This window comes from Mucilaginibacter sp. 320_HR (assembly GCF_059691875.1).
The window spans coordinates 673,425-696,335 of record NZ_JCAWAI010000001.1 but is presented as its reverse complement, the minus strand read 5'-3'; the positions used below and the strand labels follow the sequence as shown (position 1 = coordinate 696,335).

18 protein-coding genes and 1 tRNA gene are annotated in these 22,911 nt (G+C 43.9%); 6 read left to right on the top strand and 13 right to left on the bottom strand.

Annotated elements, in window-relative coordinates; genetic code table 11:
- Window positions 1–223: 223 nt before the first annotated feature.
- From AC59GT_RS03080 to AC59GT_RS03060, 5 genes are all read right to left on the bottom strand, one after another.
- Window positions 224–568, bottom strand: coding sequence for a Spx/MgsR family RNA polymerase-binding regulatory protein (locus AC59GT_RS03080; protein ID WP_497236278.1), 345 nt, complete (start codon window positions 566–568; stop codon window positions 224–226).
- Between the two features lie 55 nt (window positions 569–623).
- Complete coding sequence (locus AC59GT_RS03075) at window positions 624–1,595, bottom strand: SdiA-regulated domain-containing protein (RefSeq protein ID WP_497236277.1); 972 nt, start codon at window positions 1,593–1,595, stop codon at window positions 624–626.
- A 142-nt stretch (window positions 1,596–1,737) separates the two neighbouring features.
- Entirely contained in the window at window positions 1,738–4,074 is a 2,337-nt protein-coding gene (locus tag AC59GT_RS03070; protein ID WP_497236276.1) for a hypothetical protein, read from the bottom strand.
- Window positions 4,004–5,041 carry a hypothetical protein gene (locus AC59GT_RS03065; protein WP_497236275.1) on the bottom strand — a complete coding sequence of 346 codons (1,038 nt, stop codon included), beginning with the start codon at window positions 5,039–5,041 and terminating at the stop codon, window positions 4,004–4,006. The genes AC59GT_RS03070 and AC59GT_RS03065 overlap by 71 nt, the downstream gene beginning before the upstream one ends.
- Window positions 5,042–5,081: 40 nt before the next feature.
- A complete protein-coding gene (locus tag AC59GT_RS03060) occupies window positions 5,082–7,472 on the bottom strand; it encodes a TonB-dependent receptor domain-containing protein (protein WP_497236274.1) in 2,391 nt (796 codons plus the stop codon).
- A gap of 285 nt (window positions 7,473–7,757) precedes the next feature.
- Between AC59GT_RS03060 and AC59GT_RS03055 the strand changes: the two genes are divergently transcribed.
- Window positions 7,758–8,516, top strand: a complete 759-nt coding sequence (locus AC59GT_RS03055; protein WP_497236273.1) for a hypothetical protein — start codon at window positions 7,758–7,760, stop codon at window positions 8,514–8,516.
- Window positions 8,517–8,527: 11 nt separating this feature from the next.
- Here the strand turns inward: AC59GT_RS03055 and pth are convergent, their stop codons facing one another.
- From pth to AC59GT_RS03035, 4 genes are all read right to left on the bottom strand, one after another.
- Window positions 8,528–9,088 carry an aminoacyl-tRNA hydrolase gene (gene pth / locus AC59GT_RS03050; RefSeq protein ID WP_497236272.1) on the bottom strand — a complete coding sequence of 187 codons (561 nt, stop codon included), beginning with the start codon at window positions 9,086–9,088 and terminating at the stop codon, window positions 8,528–8,530.
- A 316-nt stretch (window positions 9,089–9,404) separates the two neighbouring features.
- Window positions 9,405–9,989 carry a 50S ribosomal protein L25/general stress protein Ctc gene (locus tag AC59GT_RS03045; RefSeq protein ID WP_497236271.1) on the bottom strand — a complete coding sequence of 195 codons (585 nt, stop codon included), beginning with the start codon at window positions 9,987–9,989 and terminating at the stop codon, window positions 9,405–9,407.
- A gap of 55 nt (window positions 9,990–10,044) precedes the next feature.
- On the bottom strand, window positions 10,045–10,989 hold the full coding sequence (locus tag AC59GT_RS03040; protein ID WP_497236270.1) for a ribose-phosphate pyrophosphokinase: 945 nt from the start codon (window positions 10,987–10,989) through the stop codon (window positions 10,045–10,047).
- A 130-nt stretch (window positions 10,990–11,119) separates the two neighbouring features.
- Window positions 11,120–11,190: transfer RNA gene (locus AC59GT_RS03035), tRNA-Gln, on the bottom strand.
- 190 nt (window positions 11,191–11,380) lie between these two features.
- Here AC59GT_RS03035 and AC59GT_RS03030 point away from each other — a divergent pair.
- The 5 genes from AC59GT_RS03030 to AC59GT_RS03010 all read left to right on the top strand — a co-directional run bounded on the left by AC59GT_RS03030 (window position 11,381) and on the right by AC59GT_RS03010 (window position 19,065).
- Window positions 11,381–14,518 carry a glycosyltransferase family 117 protein gene (locus tag AC59GT_RS03030; RefSeq protein WP_497236706.1) on the top strand — a complete coding sequence of 1,046 codons (3,138 nt, stop codon included), beginning with the start codon at window positions 11,381–11,383 and terminating at the stop codon, window positions 14,516–14,518.
- A gap of 121 nt (window positions 14,519–14,639) precedes the next feature.
- The gene (locus AC59GT_RS03025) at window positions 14,640–16,022 is read left to right on the top strand and encodes a serine hydrolase (protein ID WP_497236269.1); all 1,383 of its coding nucleotides are present in this window, start codon (window positions 14,640–14,642) and stop codon (window positions 16,020–16,022) included.
- 94 nt (window positions 16,023–16,116) lie between these two features.
- Window positions 16,117–17,169, top strand: coding sequence for a sensor histidine kinase (locus tag AC59GT_RS03020; protein WP_497236268.1), 1,053 nt, complete (start codon window positions 16,117–16,119; stop codon window positions 17,167–17,169).
- A 34-nt stretch (window positions 17,170–17,203) separates the two neighbouring features.
- Window positions 17,204–18,385, top strand: coding sequence for a redoxin domain-containing protein (locus AC59GT_RS03015; protein WP_497236267.1), 1,182 nt, complete (start codon window positions 17,204–17,206; stop codon window positions 18,383–18,385).
- Complete coding sequence (locus AC59GT_RS03010; RefSeq protein ID WP_497236266.1) at window positions 18,382–19,065, top strand: LytR/AlgR family response regulator transcription factor; 684 nt, start codon at window positions 18,382–18,384, stop codon at window positions 19,063–19,065. Before AC59GT_RS03015 ends, AC59GT_RS03010 begins: the two co-directional genes overlap by 4 nt.
- 52 nt (window positions 19,066–19,117) lie before the next feature.
- Here AC59GT_RS03010 and atpG read toward each other — a convergent pair whose 3' ends face one another.
- From atpG to atpF, 4 genes are all read right to left on the bottom strand, one after another.
- Window positions 19,118–20,035 carry an ATP synthase F1 subunit gamma gene (atpG, locus tag AC59GT_RS03005; protein WP_497236265.1) on the bottom strand — a complete coding sequence of 306 codons (918 nt, stop codon included), beginning with the start codon at window positions 20,033–20,035 and terminating at the stop codon, window positions 19,118–19,120.
- Window positions 20,036–20,111: 76 nt separating this feature from the next.
- Window positions 20,112–21,686 carry a F0F1 ATP synthase subunit alpha gene (atpA, locus tag AC59GT_RS03000; RefSeq protein WP_117384372.1) on the bottom strand — a complete coding sequence of 525 codons (1,575 nt, stop codon included), beginning with the start codon at window positions 21,684–21,686 and terminating at the stop codon, window positions 20,112–20,114.
- 32 nt (window positions 21,687–21,718) lie between these two features.
- Window positions 21,719–22,267 (bottom strand): ATP synthase F1 subunit delta, encoded by a 549-nt coding sequence (gene atpH, locus AC59GT_RS02995; protein WP_497236264.1) that lies wholly within the window; start codon window positions 22,265–22,267, stop codon window positions 21,719–21,721.
- A gap of 59 nt (window positions 22,268–22,326) precedes the next feature.
- Complete coding sequence (gene atpF, locus AC59GT_RS02990; protein WP_497236263.1) at window positions 22,327–22,818, bottom strand: F0F1 ATP synthase subunit B; 492 nt, start codon at window positions 22,816–22,818, stop codon at window positions 22,327–22,329.
- Window positions 22,819–22,911: the final 93 nt, after the last annotated feature.

Genomic DNA, 22,911 nt, shown 5'->3' with positions numbered 1-22,911 from the left:
GGTTCGACAGGCTCGCGATGACAAGTTTGCTAATGTTAGTCTTAGCTTGTCGAAGACCTGTACGATTGACTAATGGTTCGACAGGCTCACCATGACAAGTTTACTATCGCTAAGAGTTCGCCTCCATGTCAGTCTGAGCTTGTCGAAGACTTGTAAGAGCGACTAATGGTTCGACAGGCTCACCACGACAAGTTTGACCCGTCAGACTAAGCTTATAAAAGACCTACTTTAACTCTTTATTGTAAACAGCTTCATCGAAGCCAAAGAACAGAAAACCATCTTTCTCGATAACAGGGCGTTTAATCATGCTGGTTTTTTCTTGTAAAAGTTTAAGTGCATCTGCAGATGTTTTCACGCTGTCCTTAACAACCGGATCTAGTTGTTTCCAGGTAAGTCCCTGCTTGTTCATAAACTTTTCGTAACCTGCTTTTTCATTCCATTCCTGCAGCTTTTCGGCGCTTACACCCAGCTTCTTAAAGTCATGAAACTCGTAAGCTATATTGTTCGCCTTAAGCCAGTCAAGGGCTTTCTTAACGGTGTTGCAATTTGTTATTCCGTAAACTTTCATGAGGCAAATGTACTTATCGGTCCGATATTTACAGCAGGCAGTAACGTCTATGCGGTTAATCGCCTCCGGCAGTCTTTTCCACGTTTACCTGGCTTATTTTCGCCGCCTCTTTAACACCTTCGGTACTAATGTAAAAAGCTCCGGCGGGGTCAAACATCAATCCTTCTACCTGAGGGAACTCCTTTTTATCTACCTCCAGGTAGTACTTGGGTTTACCATCGGCAGATAACACCAGCACACGCTGGCTTGGCCCATCGGCAATATAGATCTCTTTGGTGGCCGGGTTTACCGCTATTTCTGATGGCCGAATTTCCTTGTGCTTTTTACCTTTTTTATTCGCCTTGACATTGTCATCGCAACTGATCACCGGGTCTGCCATATCCAGCGTGTAAACCGGCTGGTTGTTAAACTTGCGAGCGGGCAGGTCAAAACTAAATACCTTTTTTACTTTGCTGCCCTGGTCGCCATCCTTTTGCCCTATTAGCAACCTGTCGTTAGGTGCATCAAAAAACAGGGATTCTATGTTGTCTGTTTCTGTAAGGGGTAGATCGTACTGTTTAACTACTTTGCCTGCAGCATTCACTTCATACAGCTGCCCGTCAGAACGCATTACAAAAAAGCTGTTATGCGCGTAGGCAATGCCTTCGTAGTCGCCATTGTCGCTAAACCTTATCTCGTTGGCAATTTTTTTGGCTTGCAGGTCATATATGTAAATGATGCCTTTTTGATCCTGAACGGCGCAAACCTTGTCTTCGCCCATCCAGGCCATGCCTGATATTTCTTTTAAGGCTTTAGGCATCTCCCACTCTTTAGCAGAGATCAACTTGCCCGCCACACATGAACTGCTTTCGCCACCGGATTGCTCATCCGCTTTGGCTTTTTTATTCTTATCTTTCTTTTTTTCGTTTTTAGAACCTTTTTTATCCTCTGCGCCAGAGCTACCTTTTAAATGAGAAAAGGTTAACGCCGCTATCATTACCAATACAACTATACCACCGAGGATTATGCCTAATCTATACTCTTTCATGCTTATAAAAATTGGGTATCTATACTCCTTTAAGTAGAAATAACAAAGTTTGTTTTATAAAGCTAAGAAACATGCAAACTGATCTTACCCCCCTGATTACATACAGGTAATCTCGTCGGCCAGCACATACCGACAAAGACTGTTACCGCCCCTCTGCATACTTCCTGAAGTAACCGCATTCTTTAAGCACTTCTTTGTAATAGTTTGTTGCTGCGTATTTGCTTTTTAGTTCTTTAAAGCGTTCTCCGGCTTCAGGCATATCGTCCCCCGGTTCATAATTTTCATCATTGGCAAAGTGCTTATTGTACTGGCGGTTGCGGTCGCATTTACTCAGCAGGAACACGAGTTTTGCTTTTTGTTCGTTACCCGGAGCGTTGGCCAAAGCTATTTTGTAATACTTTTCGGCAATGTTGGGCGAGGTGAAGTAATCGCGGTAATCTTTATCATACAGATCGGGCTGATAAGCATACCCGGTGAGTTCTGTTTGGAAGAACACGCGAGAGTTGCCGTAATGCGTGATATTGTAATAAGCGTTGCCAAGCTTTAACGCGGCATTATACTTGTTTTTTCCGGAGCGAAGATCTTCCTTAAGCTGCTGTATAACCTCTAAGAATTTTAAGGAGGTGTAGCTTACCTTTGACTCTGCTGCATCGCAATCGTGGCAGTCGTTCAACCTGCTGGTGAACGGATCAGCCTGCAGTTTACCCAAACCTGCATCTTTTGCTTTTATCATGAACTTTAGCGCAGAGCCAATATCTTCTTTGTAGGTGGCAACAAGCGCCTGGTGGTAATACAACTGCTCGTATTTAACCGGAGAGTACCGGGCCATGGCTTTTTCGAAAGGCGATTTATTTACTTTAAGAAGCTGCTTTTCCAATGAATCAACACTAATACTGTCGGTGTAAATGTGCGGTACATCCTTAAAAAAGTTGGCTTTAACAAACTGGTGTTGTTTAATGTAAAGGCCGCCAATTTCGTTCTTCATCCATTGGATGGCGTTTGTAAATCTTAAGGCCTTAACCGTGGTTTTATTGTCCCGCAAATTAGCTAACCAGTTCAGCGGTTCTACCAGGTAGTTCTCTACACCGGCATCCATACGCTTTGCGGAGCGTACATACAATAAAATGCTGAGCAGCTTATATTGCGCTGTTACTTCGCTATTACCGGCCGGCAGCTCGTTTTTAGCGAGGGCATAATATTTCTGCGCACGTTTTACATCATAATGTAAGTAGTGAAGGTAGCCCGCCGCCATGTGCCAGTAATACGGCTTGCTAATACCTTTAACTGCTGATATTGAGTCAACCAGCCGTAGGCCGCGGTCGTTTGCCAAACTTTGCTGACGGGCTTTGATCAAAGCTTTATTGTAGGCAGCCTCGCGTGCGGCAGCGTTCTTTTCGTCGGCAAGTTTAGCTGCACTGCCATCTGTATTAAACGGAAATACGGTTTGATAATCGAGCTTGCTCTCGTCCACTTTGGCGTCGCCGGCTTCTTCTTCGGCCATGTTTACCAAACGGCTAAGCAGCAGATCCAGCTTTTCTGATCCGGGGTTGATAGCGGCTATCTCTTTAATGGCGCGGGCGGCATCGTTATTTATACCCAGCAAATGCCAAAGGGTGATGCGTTCTTCGGGTGTTTTAGCCAGTTTAAGTGTTTGGCGCCAGTCGGCTTCTTCCTGCGGGTGAAAGCTCCACTCGCTGGGCAGGTACATTTGCCAGGTGTAGTTGTAGCACAAGCTATAATGGTAATTGGCGTGCGCGTAATCCTTTTGGGCATACTCCGCACCTGCCAGGTAACCCAATGCCCGGTAGTACAACAAATTGCGCGGGAATTCCTTCTCGTACTTGTAAAATACCGGTTTTACGCTATTGCCTGTGGTATCGCTAAAGTATTGGTTACGCACCAGCTGAAACCACAACCGCTGCCTGATAAATTTGTCTTTAAAGGTTGCCAGCGCGCGGTTTATTCGTCCCTCGATATTAGCCGCAGGCTGCTTATGCGGCACCTTTTCATACCAGTAATCAACATCCTGCACAGCGTAGCTTTCGCAATCCTTAGAAAGTGGCAGGTAATTAAAAAACGTTTTGCCCCGGCCATCAAGCCGGGCAGCTACACGTTTATAAAGCGAATCTGCCCTGCGCGTATTGGCCTTGAATAAAAGAAAATTGATTTGAGCGGTGCTTAACTGCTGGCCAAGGTACTCCTGCCATTCAGCCACTACCAGGTCGTTATAGCGACGGTTGTTATCGCCTATAGGGCCAACATCATAGCCATAATAACGGTTGTAACCGTCGTAAAAAAATGGGGTGTAATGTTTATTAACAAAATACTCTGGTGCAAACACCGAGTTGTCATCATAGCCGATATCTGCACAAGCCCATACCAGGCCGGCACCGGAAATGACCAGGATGCTAAAAATGATCAGCGATAGTGTTGAGGACGTTTGCAGTAAACGCAGGCGGACCGATGTTAGATAGCTCATAAAATATCAATATCCTGTTTGGCAGCGGCGCTAATTTACCTGATAGTTGCTTAGCAGCCTCTTCCAGAGTGTTAAGGTTAGTTTCTTCAAGCTTAAAAGTATCGTTTTGTTTTATATAAATGCCTTTAAAAAAAAATGATGTTGTTGCTTTAAAAGCATTTTGGCCGGCGCGGATGAAGTTAGCGCTCCTCTGCAGATCAGCCCGGGTGATTTTAGTATAAAGGTTTACAATGCGGCTATCGCGACTTTGCACAGCCCAGGAGAAAACAGGTAAAGCTACATCCAGTTGCAGCGGATAACTGCCTATGCGTGCAAGATACCGCGCGGCATCGTTCTCGTTATAAATAGAGTTCGCCTGTATTCCCGCGCTTACTTTACCCATGTTGTAAAACATCAGCACGCCGCGGTCTGCAGGAGGCACACCGGTGCGCTCTCGGAATTTTACCTGGTGCAGCCGTATGGTTACTTGCAGGCTGCAATGCACATACTTTTTTAGCGCCTGCAAATAAGTGAAGTACTTTTCACGGGTGGCGTCCGTCCAGTCGCAGTCAATTTGAATTGCTTTATAGCTGATATGATGCCTGGAAGCGATGACCGAGATAAGCCGCGCGCTTTTGTAAGCAAGGCTATCCACATTGCTCAACGTTGTTTGAAGAAAAGCCTGATTGGTGATAAATACTACAGGGGTGACATCGATATTTTTCAACGAGGTACTCACGCTTAATGTGGCATTGGGAATAACTTGTTGACGGCGGGAGTCCCACTTGATATCAAAAAACCGCAGGTAGAGGCGGTTATCTGCTGTTTGCTTTAGCAGATCCTGCTGACCAGAGTTAAGCGTGTAATTGGTTTTCCAGTAATAGAACGCTGCTTTAGGCGGACCTTCCTGCCTGCAAGTACAAAATAGCAAGCAACAAACCGCGATAAAAGCTACCCTGCGGACTAACGACAACGAAACAACAGTCATATCAGCCCGCAAGATAGTAAAGCAAATTTAAGCTAGTGGTTTAATTCCTTGATCCGCCGCTGCTGGTATCATCGTTGTTTATACCGCGCTGGTTCTTTTTAATACTGCTGTTAAGCTTTCCAAACTTGTAGTTTACACCTACGCCGAGTGTCCTGTAGAAATTGTAGTTGTAAGAATAATTTGTAAAGTCTTTGGTACGGGTAGAGAAATCGACCTTAAAGAATTCCTTGAAAGGGCTGTTAACATAAACCGAAACATTCAGTTTCTTGTTCAGGAACTCTTTAGAGCCATTGAAGCCATAGCCAAACCAGTAATTGTCCGTACCCTGCAGCAACACGTACCGGCTATCAAAGCTGATGTTTAGCCCTACGCGGTACCCATCGTCAAACTTGTAACTGGCATAGCTGAACACGTGGCCCTGGTAGCCATTGTTCTTGAACAGTTCGCCGCCGTAATAGCCTTCCAGCCAGATGTGCAGCAGTTCAGCATTCATATTCACGTTGAATTTAGGCGTGATAGGATAATTAGTATTGAGGTCCAACCCCAGTGTTTTGTTCTTGCCCACGTTGGCATAAGTGGTAGTGGTTACAATACCGTTCACGCTGGATAAGTTTTGTATGGTATTGTTAGCAAACGAATAGCTGGCACTCAGGTTGAGCGATCCTTTCGAGAAGTTGCCGTAGCTCAGTTCAAAGTTGTTGTTTACCGACGGGCGAAGGTTGGGATTACCTGTGTTTATGTAATTGGGGTTAGACCGATCTGTAAACGGGTTCAACTGGTAAATGCCAGGGCGCTGTATACGCTGCGTAAAGCCAAAAGTTAAGCTACTGCTTTTTAAGCTGCGCTGCAACGAGAAAGATGGCACTACGTTGGTGAAGTTTTGATCGAGATTGGTAGCCGTTGATGTAAAATCAGCGTTGATGTTGGTGCGCTCGTAACGAACACCGCCCTTCAGGCTCCACTTTGTGAACTTTAAAGTGTAAGAATTATAAAGGCTGTATACATCCTGGTGGTAGTTAAAGTCATTGTCTTGGGTAGGGTCCGGAACGTAGGTGTTACTTGCTGCGTCAAATACATCCGTATGAAAACTGCTGAAGCTTTTGCGGTTGATGGCCTTACCGCCTGCTTCTATAGTCACTACCTTCAACGGGTGTATATAATCAAGCTGAGTCGTGTGCTCTTTCGTTCCTGCTGAGTTAAACTGATTATAATCTACCGCGTTGCCCGGGCTTACCATATTGTTGGTGCCGTTATCATTGTCGCTAAACTTGTACGACGCGGTAAGCAACCTGTCTTTATTGCCTTTAAAACCGCGCTGATAATTTACGCCAAAGTCCTTGCCGTTAAACTTGCCGTCGTTATTATTAGTGTTAATGTATTTTGATTCAACACCATTATCGTTCTGTTCGGTGTTGGTGGTACTCTCGCTGTTGTTAGCGTTTTTATAGTAGTTGAACTGTCCGGTAATGAGGTTGAGTGAATCTGCTTCAAAACTTAATTCTGTACTTACATAAGTGTTCTTGCCGCCGCTGCGCCTGCTGCCATTCTGCTCGATAAAGGATGGCGTGTTTAAAAAATCTGTACGGTTATAAAAATCAGCCGAGCGCGGCCGGCGCTCTCCCGTACCCGTAAAGCCGCTAAGCCCGAACTTACCCTGCTTTACGGTTAAGTTAGCGTTAGCGCGGTAACCAAAAACACTATTGTAGTTGCTGTTTAACGATCCGTTGTAACCTTGATCGGCATTCTTTTGCGTAATGATGTTAATAATACCTGCTAAACCTTCCGCATCATACTTAGCCGGCGGCGTGGTGATCACCTCGATCTTTACAATGTTGGTACCCGGCATCGCTTTCAAGATATCCGACGGATTTCGCGCCATAATAGCTGATTCTTTACCGTTCAGCAATATTTTGTAATTGCCGCTGCCACGCAACTTTATGGCATCATTAGCATCTACCGACAGTAAAGGTACTTTGCGAATCATGTCCAGTGCCGACAGGGTTTTACTTTCCGGATCGGCCAATACATCATAGCTCAACCGGTCTACCTCCTGCTTCATTAACGGACGTGCAGCTGTAACCGAAACTTCTTTTAATTGCTTACTGGATGGCGCTATCATCACCTTACCAAGATTAACGGTAATACCGCCTTTTACATCAATTACTTTGGTGGCGTAGCCGATAGATATAAGTGAAAGTTTGTAGGCTTTAGCCGGCAGGTTAACAAGTTCAAAGGAGCCGTCATCTTTACTAAGCGTGCTTTTTACCGGGGCATTTGTTGCTGCATCAGAGAGAGCTACAGTTGCATATCCTAAAGGCTTGTTAGCTGCGGAATCTACTACAATCCCTTTGATGGTTATCTGCTGTGTACCTTGTGCAAATGATGCGATCGATAGAAAACAGCAAACTGCTGCCAGTAAAAGTCTTCTCATTTAATAGATGTTTAGGTTAAAAGACGCACAAAAATAGCCTTCGTTACACCTAAAAGAAGCATTTAACAGTTATTTAACTAAATTTTTAGGTAACAAGCTTGTTACCATAAACTAGATGATGTTATTAGCATCTACTTATTACATTCGAAAATCAATTTATAATATGCTTAAAATATGGGAGCCTGGAGTGCGGCAATTTTGGGAAACGATACGTCCTGCGAAGTTTACGAACGCTTCATAGAACTTTACAATTCAGGTTACGACCCGGGAAGTATTTCTGCAATAGTGTTAAAAGAGCAGCAAGAAAACCTCAAATACGACCGTACAAACGTTTGGTTTGCGCTAGCATTGGCATGCTGGGAGTGCAAAGTGTTAACCACCAAAATTCTTAAAGAGGTAGAAGTTATTATAGATACTGGCGAGGACATCAGGTATAACGAAGGCCTGGATGCAGGAGCAGGTTTTTTTAAAGAAAGAAAACGAGTATTGGTTAATTTTTTAAAAAAGCTCTCAGTAGAAAAAAGTAAGCCTCGGCTGAAAAAAAAAGACCCTGTTAAAATAGAAAGTGTTTTTTGCGCCGGAATGTGTTTAACATACCAAAATCAACAGGAAAAATATATAGGCATATATATTACCAGATCCGAACATTTTAAAGATAAAGGAAGTATCTCATTTTGGTTTTTAAACTTTGAATCAGCACAATTGCCTTTATTACAAACATTTTTAGATGCCAGACCAATAGGTTTAAAAGAATTAGGACCCGAATGGAAAAGCAGGCGTTACATGGGTCATCACACAGAAATATCCTACACAAAGGATTCTAAAGCTGCTTTTTTCCGAAATGTACCAGCCTTGCTGCATTTGGTGGGAAAACTTCCGGTTTACGATGACAGCGTAACCAATAATAGCAAGTGGCATTATATGGATCTTTATAATCCAGATAGTATAATAACCGAAATAGAACTGATACGTACAGAATGGGCGACGCTTTCACCAGCGACGTTAACCCTTGGTAAATTGCTTAAGAAAGCTGGTGTAAGTTAACTACAGGCCTGTTACTTATTAAACTTAGTCATCGTTAACTCTGTACCTATAGTGCAAAAGCTTTTCACCATTTCAATAGACCGGTCTATTAGCGCGGGGAGCTCGGGGAGTTCGTCTTTATCAAAACCACTTAATACATAATCTACCTGGCGGCCTTTAGGGTAGTTGTCACTAATGCCAAAACGCAGGCGCGCGTAGTTGTTGTGCCCAAGCGTGGCTTCAATATTTTTTAAACCGTTGTGGCCTGCAGCACTGCCCTTTGGCTTTAGCCGTAGTGTACCTAATGGCAAAGCCAGGTCGTCCACAATCACCAACACATTCTCTACAGGTATCTTGAGCTCTTTCATCCAGTGGTTAAGGGCCTTACCACTAAGGTTCATGTAAGTTGTTGGCTTAATAAGGCACAGGGTACGACTTTTATAGTTTACCTCGGTGTAATAAGCCAGGCGCATATTGTAAAACTTTGCGCCTTCCTGCTTAGCCATTTCGTCCAACACCATAAAACCAATATTGTGCCGGGTATCGGCATATTCAGGGCCTATATTGCCTAATCCTACAATTAAGTATTTCATAACCGGTTGGCCCGCTTGCTTTACTATGGGCCGTGTAGCAGTGGGTGTTTGTTTCTTAAGATATTTACTAAAGTAGGGTTTAAAGCCCATCTTGTTTTTGCGGCAAAAGTAATTATTTTCTTTCGACTCCCCCTGCCTACTCTCTACGCGGCTTGGAGAGGGTGCAATCGACCTGTTTTAGTTGTTAGTGTCTAACGCAGGTCGCCTGTAGTGGATAAAGATTGGCGATTATGGCTGCAGGGTAAGCAAAAAGCGACAGGCATATACCTGTCGCTTTGATTCCCAGAGGGTCCCCCGTTAGGGGGTTAAGGGGTAATTATTTCTTACCTGAAGCAGCTTCCTGCTCTGCCTGACGCAGTGCACGTGAAGTAGTTACAGATACAATGGTATCTTCCTGAGCGTTGGTGATAGTCAGGTTTGGAACCTTAATATCGCTAACACGTACAGATTTACCAACTTCAAGAGCATCAATAGCAACTTCGATGTTGTCCAGATGATCTTTTGGCAATGCTTTTACGCGCAGTTTACGTAACTTTTGTACCAGCTTACCACCAACCTTAACACCAGGAGAAGTACCTGTTAATTTTACAGGGATCTCGATAGTTACCGGTTTGTTCTCATCTAACTGTAAGAAGTCGATGTGGATAAGCTGTTCTGTCAACGGGTGGAACTGAGCATCTTTAATGATGGCCTGAGTTGTTGTACCGTCTACTGTGATGTCGATGAATTGAACAACCGGAGTATAAATCACGGCTCTCAAATCAGCTGCGGACACAGAAAAGTGGGTTTGGGTAGCCCCACCGTAAAGCACTGCTGGCACTAAGCCCTGGTAACGCAGCTCTTTCGCGTCTCTTTTCCCTACGTTCTCTCTTGGAGAACCGCTAATAGCAATTGATTTCATTATTTATTTATTATTCAAAGCCACACCAACATGATGTGGATATTTTTAATCTTTTTTAATCTACCCTGAACAGCTGGCTTATAGAGCCGTGCTCATTTACGTTCACTATCGCTTTCGCGAAAAGCTCTGCGGTTGATAATACCCTTATTTTAGAGCTTTGCTGCTTTAGCGGGATAGTATCCGTTACGATAAGTTCCGTTAATGCGGAGTTCTCGATAGTTTCGTATGCCTTACCTGATAATACCGGGTGCGTACATACCGCTCTTACTGACTTTGCTCCTCGCTCCATAATTAGCCCGGCTGCTTTAGCCAGTGTACCTGCCGTATCGCATATATCGTCAATCAATACAATGTCCTGGCCGGTAACATCACCAATTATGGTCATGCTTTCTATTTCATTCGCACGCTTTCTGCGTTTATCACAGATAACAACTTCGGCGTTAAAGAACTTTGCAAAGCCACGTGCCCTGTATGATCCGCCCATATCTGGCGAAGCAATGGTTAAATTACCAAGGCCAAGGCTTTTTATATAAGGCACAAAAATGATAGATGCATCCAGGTGATCTACAGGAACATCAAAAAACGCCTGTATCTGCGCTGCGTGCAGGTCCATCGTCATAATACGGTTAATACCTGCAGCTACCAACAGGTTAGCCACCAGTTTAGAACCAATAGCCACACGTGGCTTATCTTTCCTGTCCTGCCTTGCTAAACCAAAGTAAGGTATTACTGCTGTAATGTAATGTGCAGATGCACGGCGCGCGGCATCTACCATCATCAGCAGTTCCATTAGGTTATCTGTTGGCTGGTGAGTGCTCTGTATCAGGAAAACATCGCATCCGCGGATACTTTCGTTGAAATGCGGCTGAAACTCGCCGTCGCTAAAACGTGAAAGAACTACATCGCCCAGGGGCTGGCCATAAGCATCAGCTATCTTGTCAGATAACTCTTTAGAACCAGAACCTGCAAAAAGCTTAACGGTATTAAACTGTAAAGGCATCTTTATTTACGATTTAGATTAAGAGCAATGTTAATCCTTATAATCTCAAACCCCTATAAAAAACTTCGGATTTCTTATTTTCAAGAGGTGTGTCCTGCATTGAAAATTCGAAATCCGAAATCATCTATTGTTGCCCGACCAGGATTCGAACCTAGACAAACGGTACCAAAAACCGTCGTACTACCATTATACTATCAGGCAATCTCCTTTGGCTAGCAAGCTCTCCGAAAAGGAATGCAAATATAAGACGATTTTTTACACTTCAAAAGCAAAATGTAAAAAAGTATTGCAGCCTTGTTTCAAGCGTTAAAAAGTGTTAATGTACCTTAAACATCCTGATACTTTTACTACTTTCGAAACTTCAAAAAACCTATCGTACAGCAAACGAGCTATGGACTATAAAAAGATAAATAACATTTTTGGCTGGGCTGCTTTCGCAATAGCCTCATTAACATACATTTTAACGCTTGAACCTTCTACCAGCTTCTGGGACTGCGGCGAGTTCATCGCTTGTATATTCAGGTTGCAGGTAGCCCACCAGCCGGGTGCACCTTTGTTTACCATGATAGGTAAAGCGTTCTCGTTGTTATCCATGGGTGATAACAACAAAGTAGCGTACTTCACTAACTTCTCCTCGGCACTGGCAAGTGGTGCTACTATTTTGTTTTTGTTTTGGACCATTACCGCACTTGCCAAAAAGTTATTGGTAAAAGCCGGCGAAGAAATGACCACCACCAAGGTAATTTTAATAATTGGATCGGGCTTAGTAGGTGCACTAGCTTATACTTACTCGGACACCTTCTGGTTCTCGGCTGTAGAGTCTGAGGTTTACGCACAATCTTCGCTCTGTACGGCAGTGGTTTTCTGGGCAATATTAAAGTGGGAAGCGCATGCCGACGAGCCATATGCAGACAGATGGATTGTTTTTATCGCCTACATAATGGGCCTTTCCATCGGTATCCACTTATTAAACTTATTGGTGATACCAGCAATAGGGCTTATCATTTACTTCAAAAGAGCTAAAAATGTTACTACTGGGGGCACCATTGGCGCATTTGCGTTAAGCATTGTAATACTTGCTGTAGTGCTTTGGGGTGTTATTCAGTTCACCGTTAAAGGCGCGGCTTTCTCTGACCTATTCTTTGTTAATACCCTGGGCATGGGTTTTGGTACCGGTGCAATAATCTTCTTCCTGCTGGTTGCGGCAGCGCTGGTTACTGGTATATACTTTACAGTTAAGCCATCTAACATTTTAATTATTATATCGGCCGTTTGCTTTGTTCTGCTGCTAACGTTTAGCGCCGGAATAGCAGGTTTTATAGGTGCAGCTGTTACTATCGCTTTACTAGAGTATGTGGTTAAGATACGTACCCGCCGCGCCGTACTTAATATGGTACTAATATCGGCGGTGTTCATCTTGTTCGGTTACAGCTCTTTTGTAATGATAGTTATCCGTGCTAAGGCCAGCCCTAACCTTAACAACAGTAATCCTCAGGATGCTTTTTCTCTTAACAGCTACCTTAACCGAGACCAGTATGGCGAAACCCCCTTGTTATACGGCGAGTTTTTTGATGGTAAGCCGGTAGAACAGACCGATGGCGCAACTATATGGCGCCGCGGGGAAAAGAAATATGAAGTTGCAGGCAAAAAGCTAAACACCACATATGACCACATGACGCTGTTCCCGCGCATGTTCAGCCAGAAACCTAACCACCCGGAATTCTACCGCGACTGGATGAAGATGGGTCCGCAGGATAGCCCAACAATGGGTACCAACCTTGGTTTCTTTGCCAGTTGGCAGATCAGCCAAATGTATACACGTTATTTCATGTGGAACTTTGCAGGCCGGGCCAATGACCTGGACGGGCAGACCAACGGTATTGATGGCAGCTGGATCAGCGGAGTTAACTTCGGTAAAGAATTGCCAAAATCTGTAACCACAAGCAATGCTTACAACCGCCTGTACTTTCTGCCACTTATTATTGGCCTACTGGGTATGATCTATCATTTCCGTCGCAACCAGCAAGATGCAGGTGTGGTATTGGTACTGTTCTTTTTTACAGGCCTAGCCATTGTGCTATACCTTAATCAGGACCCGCTACAGCCACGCGAACGTGATTATGCATATGCGGGCTCGTTCTACGCCTTTGCTATCTGGATAGGACTTGGTGTGCTCATGATTGCCGAGCTCATCAGCAAAGCGCTTAATCCAAAAATAGCTGCAACCGTGGCTACAGCTGCTTGTTTGCTGGCTGCTCCGGTACTTATGGCTAGCCAGGAATGGGACGATCATGACCGCTCTACTAAGCTTACGCCGCACGATATGGCGTACAACTACCTTAACTCGTGCGCTCCGAATGCTATTTTATTCTGCTTTGCTGATAACGATACATATCCGCTTTGGTATATACAGGAAGTTGAAGGTGTTCGCCCGGATGTACGTATTGTAAACCTGAGCTTGCTGGGTACCGATTGGTACATAAAACAGATGAAGCAGAAGATGAATGCATCTGACCCATTGCCCATCAGCATGCCTTATGATAAATTTAAGATGGGTGTGCGCGATGTAATTTATTTTGAAGACAGGCAGCTACCGGGATCAACCGAGTTGAAAGACATCTTTAATTTTATCACCTCAGATGATCCGCAAACCAAGCTTCCGCTGGAGAACGGTGAAACCACCAACTATTTGCCTACAAAAAATCTAAAAATGACTGTAAATGCGGATGAGGTAATAAAAGCAGGTGCCGTGCCTGCATCTATGCGCGACCGTATTGCCCCTGAACTAGACTTTACCTATCCGGGCAAATGGGTAACTAAGGACAACCTGGCCATTATGGATATACTTACCCATAACAACTGGAAACGTCCGGTATATTTCACCGTTACTGCCGGCAACGAGAACATGCTTGGATTGGACAAATACATGTATAACGAAGGTTTCGCGTTCCGCCTGCTGCCGCTGAAGCCTGATACCACCATACAGCCGCTGGAAGCTACCAACACCATGGTGATGTATAATAACATGATGAACAAATTCAAGTTCGGCCAGATGAAAACGGCTAAAAACCTTGATAATACATCCACCACTCTTTTTTATCCGCTGGTTACGCGTATGTATGCAGACCTTGCTGATAACATGATGAGGGAAGGGCATCCTGATATGGCTAAAAGCGCGCTGAAGAAGTATGCGGACAATATGCCTGAGAATATCACATCTCCCGAGTTGGCTATCCGCAAGTATTATATGCTGCAAACTGCATTTCATGCCGGCGATACAGCTTTCGGCCTTAAACTGATGAAGAACCTTGACGACTATATTATGGATCAGTTGAAGTACAACTACGCGGTTTACCAGCAAGATAGTAATAACGTAGATGTAAGGTCAGTACAACTGGCGCTATCAATGCTCAATGGTATGAACGGTGTAGCAAAAAGCGTAAACCAAACACAATGGGCTACACAAACTGATGCGCAACTAAAAGACTATAGCACCAAGTTTGGTGGGTTGCAGGCACCCCAACAATAGCATTCGCATAAAACAATTTGAAGGCCGGTACAGGTGTACCGGCCTTTTTTGTGTGTCAATAATTCAACGTTTGTTGAGGTAACAAATGTTAACTGCGAGTATCTAAATACAAAACGCACCTATGAAAACCATCTACAAAATATATCTCGCATTCCTGCTGTTACCTGCTTACAACCTGGTTCATGCTCAGGGCAAGGCTGCTATTATCGACACATTGATGCAGCGTACCCATCGCCTGGGTCTGTTTAATGGTAACATACTGGTGATTGATCACGGCAAGAAGGTTTACCAAAACGCAATAGGACAGGCAGACACAACGGGAAAAGTAAAACTTACCAGCGAATACCGCTTCCATATAGGCTCCATAGCAAAGGAGTTTAATGCAGTAGGCATTATGATGCTGAAAGAACAAGGCAAGCTCAGTCTGGACGACAAGGTGTCCAATTATCTGCCTCAATTGCCTGCATGGGCAAATAGTATCAGCATCAAAAATTTGCTGCAGTATACCAGCGGCATTCCCGACGTGAAATGGAAAACAGTTAAGAGCGATGCTGATAACATGGATGACCTCATGAAAGTGCAGCAACTGGACTTTGAGCCAGGTACAAAATACGCCTACAATAACAACAACGTTTTCCTGCGACGGCGCATCATCGAAAAAATAACAGGACTTAGCTTCAACCGCTTTGTTGAAGAAAGACTGTTGAAGCCGGCGGGAATGACAACAGCTATAGTTGATCCGAACGAGAACACTCCTTTAATGGCGATATCGTACAACAACAATAATCGCCCGGGCTCTTTTTTCTATCCAATAACCGGCTGGACGGCCGTTACACTTGCGGACTTCAACAAATGGGAACAGGCATTAGAGCAGTTTAAATTAATAAGCCCGGCTTCAACACAGATACTCCTGACACCATTTGCCCTGGGTAAGCAATGTGGTTTAGGTGGAGGTAGCATGCAGAACGATAGGCTGATACATCACCAACACGATGGCATTAGTATTAATTACCAGGCGTTGGTAGTTGCTGATCCCCTTAAAGGGCGTACCGTTATCCTGATGAGCAATAACAAGCAGAATAACGTTTATGACATTAACAACGCGCTGCAGGACATCTTAGATGGTAAAGCCTATGTACAACCCAAGCGTGCTGTAATCAGTGACTATCAACAGCAACTTGCAACAATGACTGGCGAACAGGTAATTGCGCTATTGAAAGACCTGAACGTTAAATATCCGGAAAAATACGACGTTAGCAGCGAAAAAGGTATAAACGAGGTAGGCTACGCCTTAATGAATAACAAACGGTTGGATGCTGCAATAGAACTGTTTAAGTACAACGTCGAGCTGCATCCAAATTCGGGCAATGCTTATGATAGCCTTGGCGAAGCCTACTACAATAAAGGTGATAAGGCAAATGCGCTTAGCAATTATAAGCGCTCCTTACAGTTAGATCCAACTAACACCACTGCCAGAACTATTATAGCTGAACTGGAAAAGTAATTCCGGTAAGCAGCATACGTAACGCTCACCCCAAAGTTTTGGCATTTCACCACATTTATTTTAAAGCGACAAAGGGTATGCTTTCATTTGAAACATGATGAAAGCATACCTTCGTAAATTCCACATCTATTGGTTACAACACTTCGCCCTGGTATGGCTTGTAACCAACATTTTCAACCTTGTAAACTACGCCTATAAGCTAAGTATATGGGGGCCAATGACGCTAAATGCAGATGGCACACCAATAACGGTTTGGCAGATGTTTGTTAGCCACAACTTTCAACGGCCAGATTACCTGTACCTGCTACTATTTACATTTTTGGTAGAACTAAATTACAGGTATACTTTCAAGAGGTATAACCTGGCTATATTTGCCGGTGTGGCAACTATTATCGCCGCGATTGGTACCGCTACCTCGCTTTACCTTAGCACAGGAGGGTTCCGGAACAAATATCCCGTAAACCTTTTAGAGCCCTGGGCCGCAGCTGTCACCTACGCTATTTTTTATGGTTTGGTACGGGAGTTCTTTTATCAACGCCTTTATAAACTTAAAGTAAGGGCTGAGCAATCGGACATCGAGCTGAACAGCCTAAAGCAGCAGCTTAACCCTCACTTTCTTTTTAATACCCTTAACTACTTATATGGTACCGCTCTGCAGGAAAAAGCAGAACGTACAGCTGAGGGCATTGACATGGTCGCAGCGATGATGCGCTACACCGTAACTGGTGTACAGGAAACATTTGTACCATTGAATGAAGAAATTAAATTTATTCGTAACTACATCGCCCTCCAAAAACTACGAATGCCCGTCAATACTGGCGAGCAGATCAGTGTCAACATCGATGTACCTGCTAGCGCTCTCAAGATAGCGCCTATGCTGCTACTCCCTTTCATTGAAAACGCTTTTAAATATGGCATCAGCAACCATCAAGCGAGTGTTGTTGAGGTAGACATGCGTTTATATCAAAAGAAGCTACAGGCTACTATAACCAATACCATTACCGTTGGTGCACATGGAACAAAAGGGACCGGGAGTGGCATTAGCACCTGTAAAAAAAGACTAGAGCTTTTGTACCCTCATACACATACGCTGGAAATAACGCAAACAGCAGATAGCTATCATGTAAATCTACTGATAAGCCTTTAATAACAGTCAATACTTATTACTAAATACTAAACTCATGAAAAGATCATTCATCATCTTAATGGCATTGCTATGCGCTTTACCGGGAGTTTGCCAGCAACTTAGTTCGTCCAGCAACTTTACAATCAGCCTCACAGCTAACAAAGTAGCACCGGGAACAAAACTGTACCTACTCTATCAAACAGATGGTAGCAAGTTTGTGGATTCTGCAACGCTGATAAAAGGTTGCTATCAACTATCTGGCAACATAACCAAACCCATTCGGGCAACAATGGTATTGGACACCCATAATAATGGGTTACAGACATTACTTAAAAAGCGGCAGCTAACGAGCGATGTATTACAGTTCTATATCCACCCTGGCGTCATTAAAGCAACAATAGGCAACACACTTGCCGAAACAACATTTATCCATTCGAACATTAATAAAGACTTTGCGATTCTCGAGGCCAGCCTCAAAACCATCTTTGATCGTGAAAAACAGCTCAGCAGCCGGATAGTTGCTGAGCAGGATACCGCGAAACTAAAGCCGCTTGAAAAAACATATGATAGCTTAAAAATAGCACGTATGCCAATATTAAAAGCGTTTATTACTGGCCACGCCAACAGCTTTATCTCTCTTGTTGCCCTACAGGAATACCACAGCAGGCTGCAAGCTGCAGATAATTATAAGCTCAATATGGTACATTTTAACGAAAGCAGAAGCATGTTTAGCAACCTTGCTGCTTCTGTTCAAAACACAACAGATGGCAAGCAATTTGCGCGTCAGTTTACTAATGTAACACGCTTAGCAGAAGGTGAAGTTGCTCCTGAGTTTTCCCAACCCGATGAAAACGGATCTCAGGTAAGTTTATCATCTTATAGAGGAAAATATGTATTGCTAAACTTTTGGGCATCCTGGTGTGGTCCATGCAGGCAGGAAAGCCCACAGCTGGTGAAATTATACAACCAATTTTCAAGCAAAAACTTTACTATCTTAGGCATATCACTGGATGATAAAAAAGGCCGTAAGGCCTGGCTGAATGCTATTAAAGTGGATGGTTTGCAATGGACACAAGTGAGCGACTTAAAGCACTGGGATAACGATGTAGTAAAACTATACTCAATCGCAGCCATTCCTCGGAATATTTTGATAGGTCCGAATGGCAGAATAATAGCCAACGGCATATCTGTAGAAGACCTAAGAATTAAATTGAACCAGCTTTTGCTTGCAAAATGATTGATGCTATTGCTATAGACGATGAACCAGTAGCACTTGATATTATCAGGATGCATACCGAAAAAATCCCGTTTGTAAATCTGCAGAACACCTTTGGAAGTGCGACAGCAGCGCTAACCTTTTTGCAAGAAAATACCGGCGTTAGCCTGATCTTCCTCGACATAAATATGCCTGGAATGAGCGGATTGGAGTTTGCCGCTCTTGCGCCGGCAGGTGTCCAGATCATCTTTACCACAGCACATGCCGATTATGCAGTTGCAGGTTTTGACATGGCGATAACCGACTTCCTGCTCAAGCCGATTAACTACAACCGCTTTTTGCAGGCCTGCACCCTTGCACTTAATCGTGCAGAGAACAAGGTTAAGCCCGATAACAACATACTTTTTGTAAAGGACGGGTACAAATTCGTCAAAATAGATCTGGCAAAACTCCTCTATATTAAAGCAGAGGATAACTACCTACATTTAGTCGAGCCGAATAAGCAAACGCTGGTAAGGATGACACTGCAAGAGTTATCAAAAAAACTACCCGCTACCTTTACTAAGGTGCACAAGTCGTACATTGTGAATACAGCGTTAATAGATCATCTGGAAAGCCACCAACTCGCAATAGCTGGCAATAAGATCCCGATAGCCAAGACTTTCTTAGAAAACCTTAAAAAAACGTTATCCATAGGTTGATAACAAAACGGCCTCCCATGTGGGAGGCCGTCTTTATATTGTTGCTTTTGAATTATGCTCCTGCAAGGGCCGCAGCGCCACTCACAATTTCGGTAAGCTCGGTAGTAATAGCTGCCTGGCGTGCCTGGTTGTACGACAACTTCAACGCCTTCAAAAGCTCACCGGCATTTTCGGTTGCTTTATCCATTGCTGTCATACGAGCACCATGTTCAGATGCATTAGAATCGAGCACTGCACGGTACAACTGTATCTTGATGTTCTTAGGGATAAGTTGCTCTACAATCTCTTCCTTAGATGGTTCCAGTATATAATCAACTTGTGCAGGGTTCACCTTATCCTTAGCTTTAAACGCCTCAGCCTTTGCTTCTGGCTTTTCTTCAGCTTTAGGTACAGGTAATAACTGCTCGGTGATAAGATATTGCACAGCGGCATTACGGAAGTGGTTATAAACAAGCTCCACACGGTCGTAGTCACCGTTAACAAAGCCCTTCATTACCTCTTCAGTTATTTTTGATGTATTTTCGAAGTTAAGGGCAAGGTACAGGTCGTTGTTGTTACCTATTACATTGTACTTACGGCGCTGATAATAATCCTGAGATTTCTTACCTATAGAAACGATAGAAACGTTGCCCGCCTTCATCTGCTCGCTATATTTTTCAGCAATAAGCGCGTTAGCTGCTTTGATAACGTTACTGTTGAAAGCGCCGGCCAAACCACGGTTAGATGACACTACAACAACCAATACACGCACAGGCTCGCGGTCCTGCAGGTATGGTGATGCGCCGTCTTCCAGACTCGATGACAAGTTGGATAGCAGATCCTTCAACTTATTTGCGTAAGGGCGTAATTGTACAATAGCGTCCGTAGCTCTTCTCAGTTTTGCCGCCGAAACCATCTTCATGGCCTTGGTGATCTGCTGAGTTGAGTTTACCGATACTATCCTGTTTCTTACTTCTTTTAAATTAGCCATTCTCTTTTATGAGCGGTTAATGGGAAGCAGTAAACAGTAAGCAATTCACTTACTGTTTACCGCGTATGTTTCGTTATTAGTATTTACCTGCCAGCTCCTTAGCAACTGTTTCCAGTACGCCTGTAAGCTGATCATCAAACTTACCTGCTTTAAGGGCAGCAAGTACTTCAGGGTGGCGAAGCTCCAGTTGGCTGGTGTACTCGCTTTCAAACTCCCTAATTTTGTTAACAGGTACGTTACGCATCAGGTTCTTAGTACCCAGATAAATGATAGCGACTTGTTTCTCTACAGATACTGGTGAATACTGGCCTTGCTTAAGTATCTCAACGTTACGAGCACCTTTGTCAATTACGTTCTTGGTAGAAGCATCAAGGTCAGAACCGAACTTAGAGAAAGCCTCGAGCTCGCGGTATTGAGCCTGGTCAAGCTTTAAGGTACCTGCTACTTTCTTCATCGACTTGATCTGCGCGTTACCACCTACACGTGATACAGAGATACCTACGTTAATAGCAGGACGGATACCGGCAAGGAACAAGTTAGATTCCAGGAATATCTGACCATCGGTGATAGAGATCACGTTGGTTGGGATATAAGCGGATACGTCACCGGCTTGTGTTTCGATGATAGGAAGCGCGGTTAACGAACCACCACCTTTTACAATATGTTTGATGGACTCCGGCAGATCGTTCATTTGTTGAGCGATGTTGTCGTTAGAATTGATCTTAGCGGCACGCTCTAATAAACGGCTGTGCAGGTAAAACACGTCACCAGGGTAAGCCTCGCGGCCCGGTGGACGACGCAATAGCAACGACACCTCACGGTAAGCAACAGCCTGTTTAGACAAATCATCATAGATGATCAAAGCAGGACGGCCTGTATCGCGGAAGTACTCACCAATTGCTGCACCTGCAAACGGAGAGAAGAACTGCATGGTAGCAGAGTCTGACGCGTTAGCAGCAACAATAATTGAGTATGGCATAGCGCCGTTCTCTTCTAACGTGCGCACAATGTTTGCCACGGTAGAAGCTTTCTGACCGCAGGCAACATATATACATATAACCGGCTGGCCGGCATCATAAAATTCTTTTTGATTGATAATGGTGTCAATACACACAGCTGTTTTACCAGTCTGGCGGTCACCGATTACCAACTCACGCTGGCCACGGCCGATAGGGATCATCGCGTCAATCGCTTTAATACCTGTTTGCAATGGCTCGGTAACCGGCTGGCGATAGATAACACCCGGGGCTTTACGCTCAAGCGGCATTTCGTAAGTTTCGCCAAGGATAGGTCCTTTACCATCTATAGGTGTACCGAGGGTATCCACAACGCGGCCCAGCATGCCTTCACCTACTTTGATAGATGCAATGCGACTGGTACGTTTTACAGTATCACCTTCTTTTATTTCGTCGTATTTACCAAGCAATACAACACCTACGTTGTCTTCCTCAAGGTTCAAAACGATGCCTTGCAGACCGTTGTCAAACTCAACCAGCTCGCCTGATTGTACCTTAGTTAATCCGTAAACGCGTGCAATACCGTCACCTATTTGCAGTACGGTGCCTACTTCTTCTAATTCAGATTCTGACTTAAAGCCGGCTAATTGCTGACGCAGGATAGCTGATACTTCGTCTGGTCTTACCTCTACCATTTTTGAATTTATTTTAGAGTTTTAATTTATTATTATTTGATTGCAGCTTGTGCAAAATCCTTCTTAACTTTCTTCAGGCTTGCAGCAATGCTGGTGTCAATCTGCCTGTCGCCTACTGTTAAAACAAATCCACCGATTAATGACGGGTCTACTTTCTCACTAAGCTTTACAGTACCACCTATTGCTTTCTGCACATCATCCAGCATCTTTTGCTTGTTAGCAACTGATAACGGAGTAGCGGTAACTACCCTGGCGCTGGTAATACGATTCTTTTGATTATACAGGTTAATGTATTCATTTGCAGTAGTTACAAGAACTTCACCGCGGCCTTTATTAACCATTATATTAAAGAAACCGATTGTAACCTTGTTTACGCTTTTACCAAAGATCTCAGCCAGGATGCTGCTCTTTTTGCTGTGCGATATGATCGGGTTAGCCAATACAGCACCCAGTTCAGAGCTTCCTTTTATGGTTTTAAGAAACAGCTCCATATCATCTTTAACCTCGCTTACAGTATTCTGCTCTGCTGCAAGGTCAATTAATGCTTTGGCGTATCTTAATGCAACTGTTACTTCTGACATATTTTAGTGATTAGTGGGTATCGAGTTTTTGTTAATTACTCAATGCTCACAACTCTTTATTACAATTTCACTTCCTTTAAAAGTTCGGCAACCAGGGCATCCTGCTTGCTACTATCTTCTAATTGCTTGCGCAAAACCTTCTCTGCTATCTCTAAAGATAAAGCAGCAACCTGATTTTTCACATCAGCCAGGGCAATTGCCTTCTGGTTGTTGATCTCGATACGGGCAAGCTCAATCTGGCGTGCACCTTCTTTTTGTGCGCTTTCTTTAGCTTCGCTTACAATCTGTTCTTTAACCTTGCGTGCTTCCTGTAATATAAGGTCGCGTTCTGCGCGTGCTTGTTTTAAAAGAACTTCGTTCTCGTTGGTAAGGCGCGCCATTTCTTCCTTAGCTGCTTCAGCTTTAAGCAAAGCATCTTCAATAGAACGCTCACGCTCATCAATGGCGCCCATAATAGGCTTCCAGGCAAATTTAGCCAAAATAAAGAACAACACTAAGAACGATACCGTGGTCCAAAAAACCAAACCTATCTCTGGGGTTACTAATTCCATTTGATATATATGATATTAATTAAATGTCATTGTTAATGACCGTATTCTGCCGCCAACCGCTGCAGGATACGGTCAATAATTTTTGTTGCTCCG

What these genes read in the sequence shown, in the direction of transcription:
- atpF (WP_497236263.1), bottom strand. Translation starts at nt 22,818, where the DNA reads ATGGAATTAGTAACCCCAGAGATAGGTTTGGTTTTTTGGACCACGGTA.
- AC59GT_RS03030 (WP_497236706.1), top strand. Translation starts at nt 11,381, where the DNA reads ATGGACTATAAAAAGATAAATAACATTTTTGGCTGGGCTGCTTTCGCA.
- AC59GT_RS03040 (WP_497236270.1), bottom strand. Translation starts at nt 10,989, where the DNA reads ATGCCTTTACAGTTTAATACCGTTAAGCTTTTTGCAGGTTCTGGTTCT.
- AC59GT_RS03020 (WP_497236268.1), top strand. Translation starts at nt 16,117, where the DNA reads ATGATGAAAGCATACCTTCGTAAATTCCACATCTATTGGTTACAACAC.
- AC59GT_RS03045 (WP_497236271.1), bottom strand. Translation starts at nt 9,989, where the DNA reads ATGAAATCAATTGCTATTAGCGGTTCTCCAAGAGAGAACGTAGGGAAA.
- AC59GT_RS03065 (WP_497236275.1), bottom strand. Translation starts at nt 5,041, where the DNA reads ATGACTGTTGTTTCGTTGTCGTTAGTCCGCAGGGTAGCTTTTATCGCG.
- pth (WP_497236272.1), bottom strand. Translation starts at nt 9,088, where the DNA reads ATGAAATACTTAATTGTAGGATTAGGCAATATAGGCCCTGAATATGCC.
- AC59GT_RS03015 (WP_497236267.1), top strand. Translation starts at nt 17,204, where the DNA reads ATGAAAAGATCATTCATCATCTTAATGGCATTGCTATGCGCTTTACCG.
- AC59GT_RS03075 (WP_497236277.1), bottom strand. Translation starts at nt 1,595, where the DNA reads ATGAAAGAGTATAGATTAGGCATAATCCTCGGTGGTATAGTTGTATTG.
- atpG (WP_497236265.1), bottom strand. Translation starts at nt 20,035, where the DNA reads ATGGCTAATTTAAAAGAAGTAAGAAACAGGATAGTATCGGTAAACTCA.
- AC59GT_RS03025 (WP_497236269.1), top strand. Translation starts at nt 14,640, where the DNA reads ATGAAAACCATCTACAAAATATATCTCGCATTCCTGCTGTTACCTGCT.
- AC59GT_RS03010 (WP_497236266.1), top strand. Translation starts at nt 18,382, where the DNA reads ATGATTGATGCTATTGCTATAGACGATGAACCAGTAGCACTTGATATT.
- AC59GT_RS03070 (WP_497236276.1), bottom strand. Translation starts at nt 4,074, where the DNA reads ATGAGCTATCTAACATCGGTCCGCCTGCGTTTACTGCAAACGTCCTCA.
- AC59GT_RS03060 (WP_497236274.1), bottom strand. Translation starts at nt 7,472, where the DNA reads ATGAGAAGACTTTTACTGGCAGCAGTTTGCTGTTTTCTATCGATCGCA.
- AC59GT_RS03080 (WP_497236278.1), bottom strand. Translation starts at nt 568, where the DNA reads ATGAAAGTTTACGGAATAACAAATTGCAACACCGTTAAGAAAGCCCTT.
- atpH (WP_497236264.1), bottom strand. Translation starts at nt 22,267, where the DNA reads ATGTCAGAAGTAACAGTTGCATTAAGATACGCCAAAGCATTAATTGAC.
- atpA (WP_117384372.1), bottom strand. Translation starts at nt 21,686, where the DNA reads ATGGTAGAGGTAAGACCAGACGAAGTATCAGCTATCCTGCGTCAGCAA.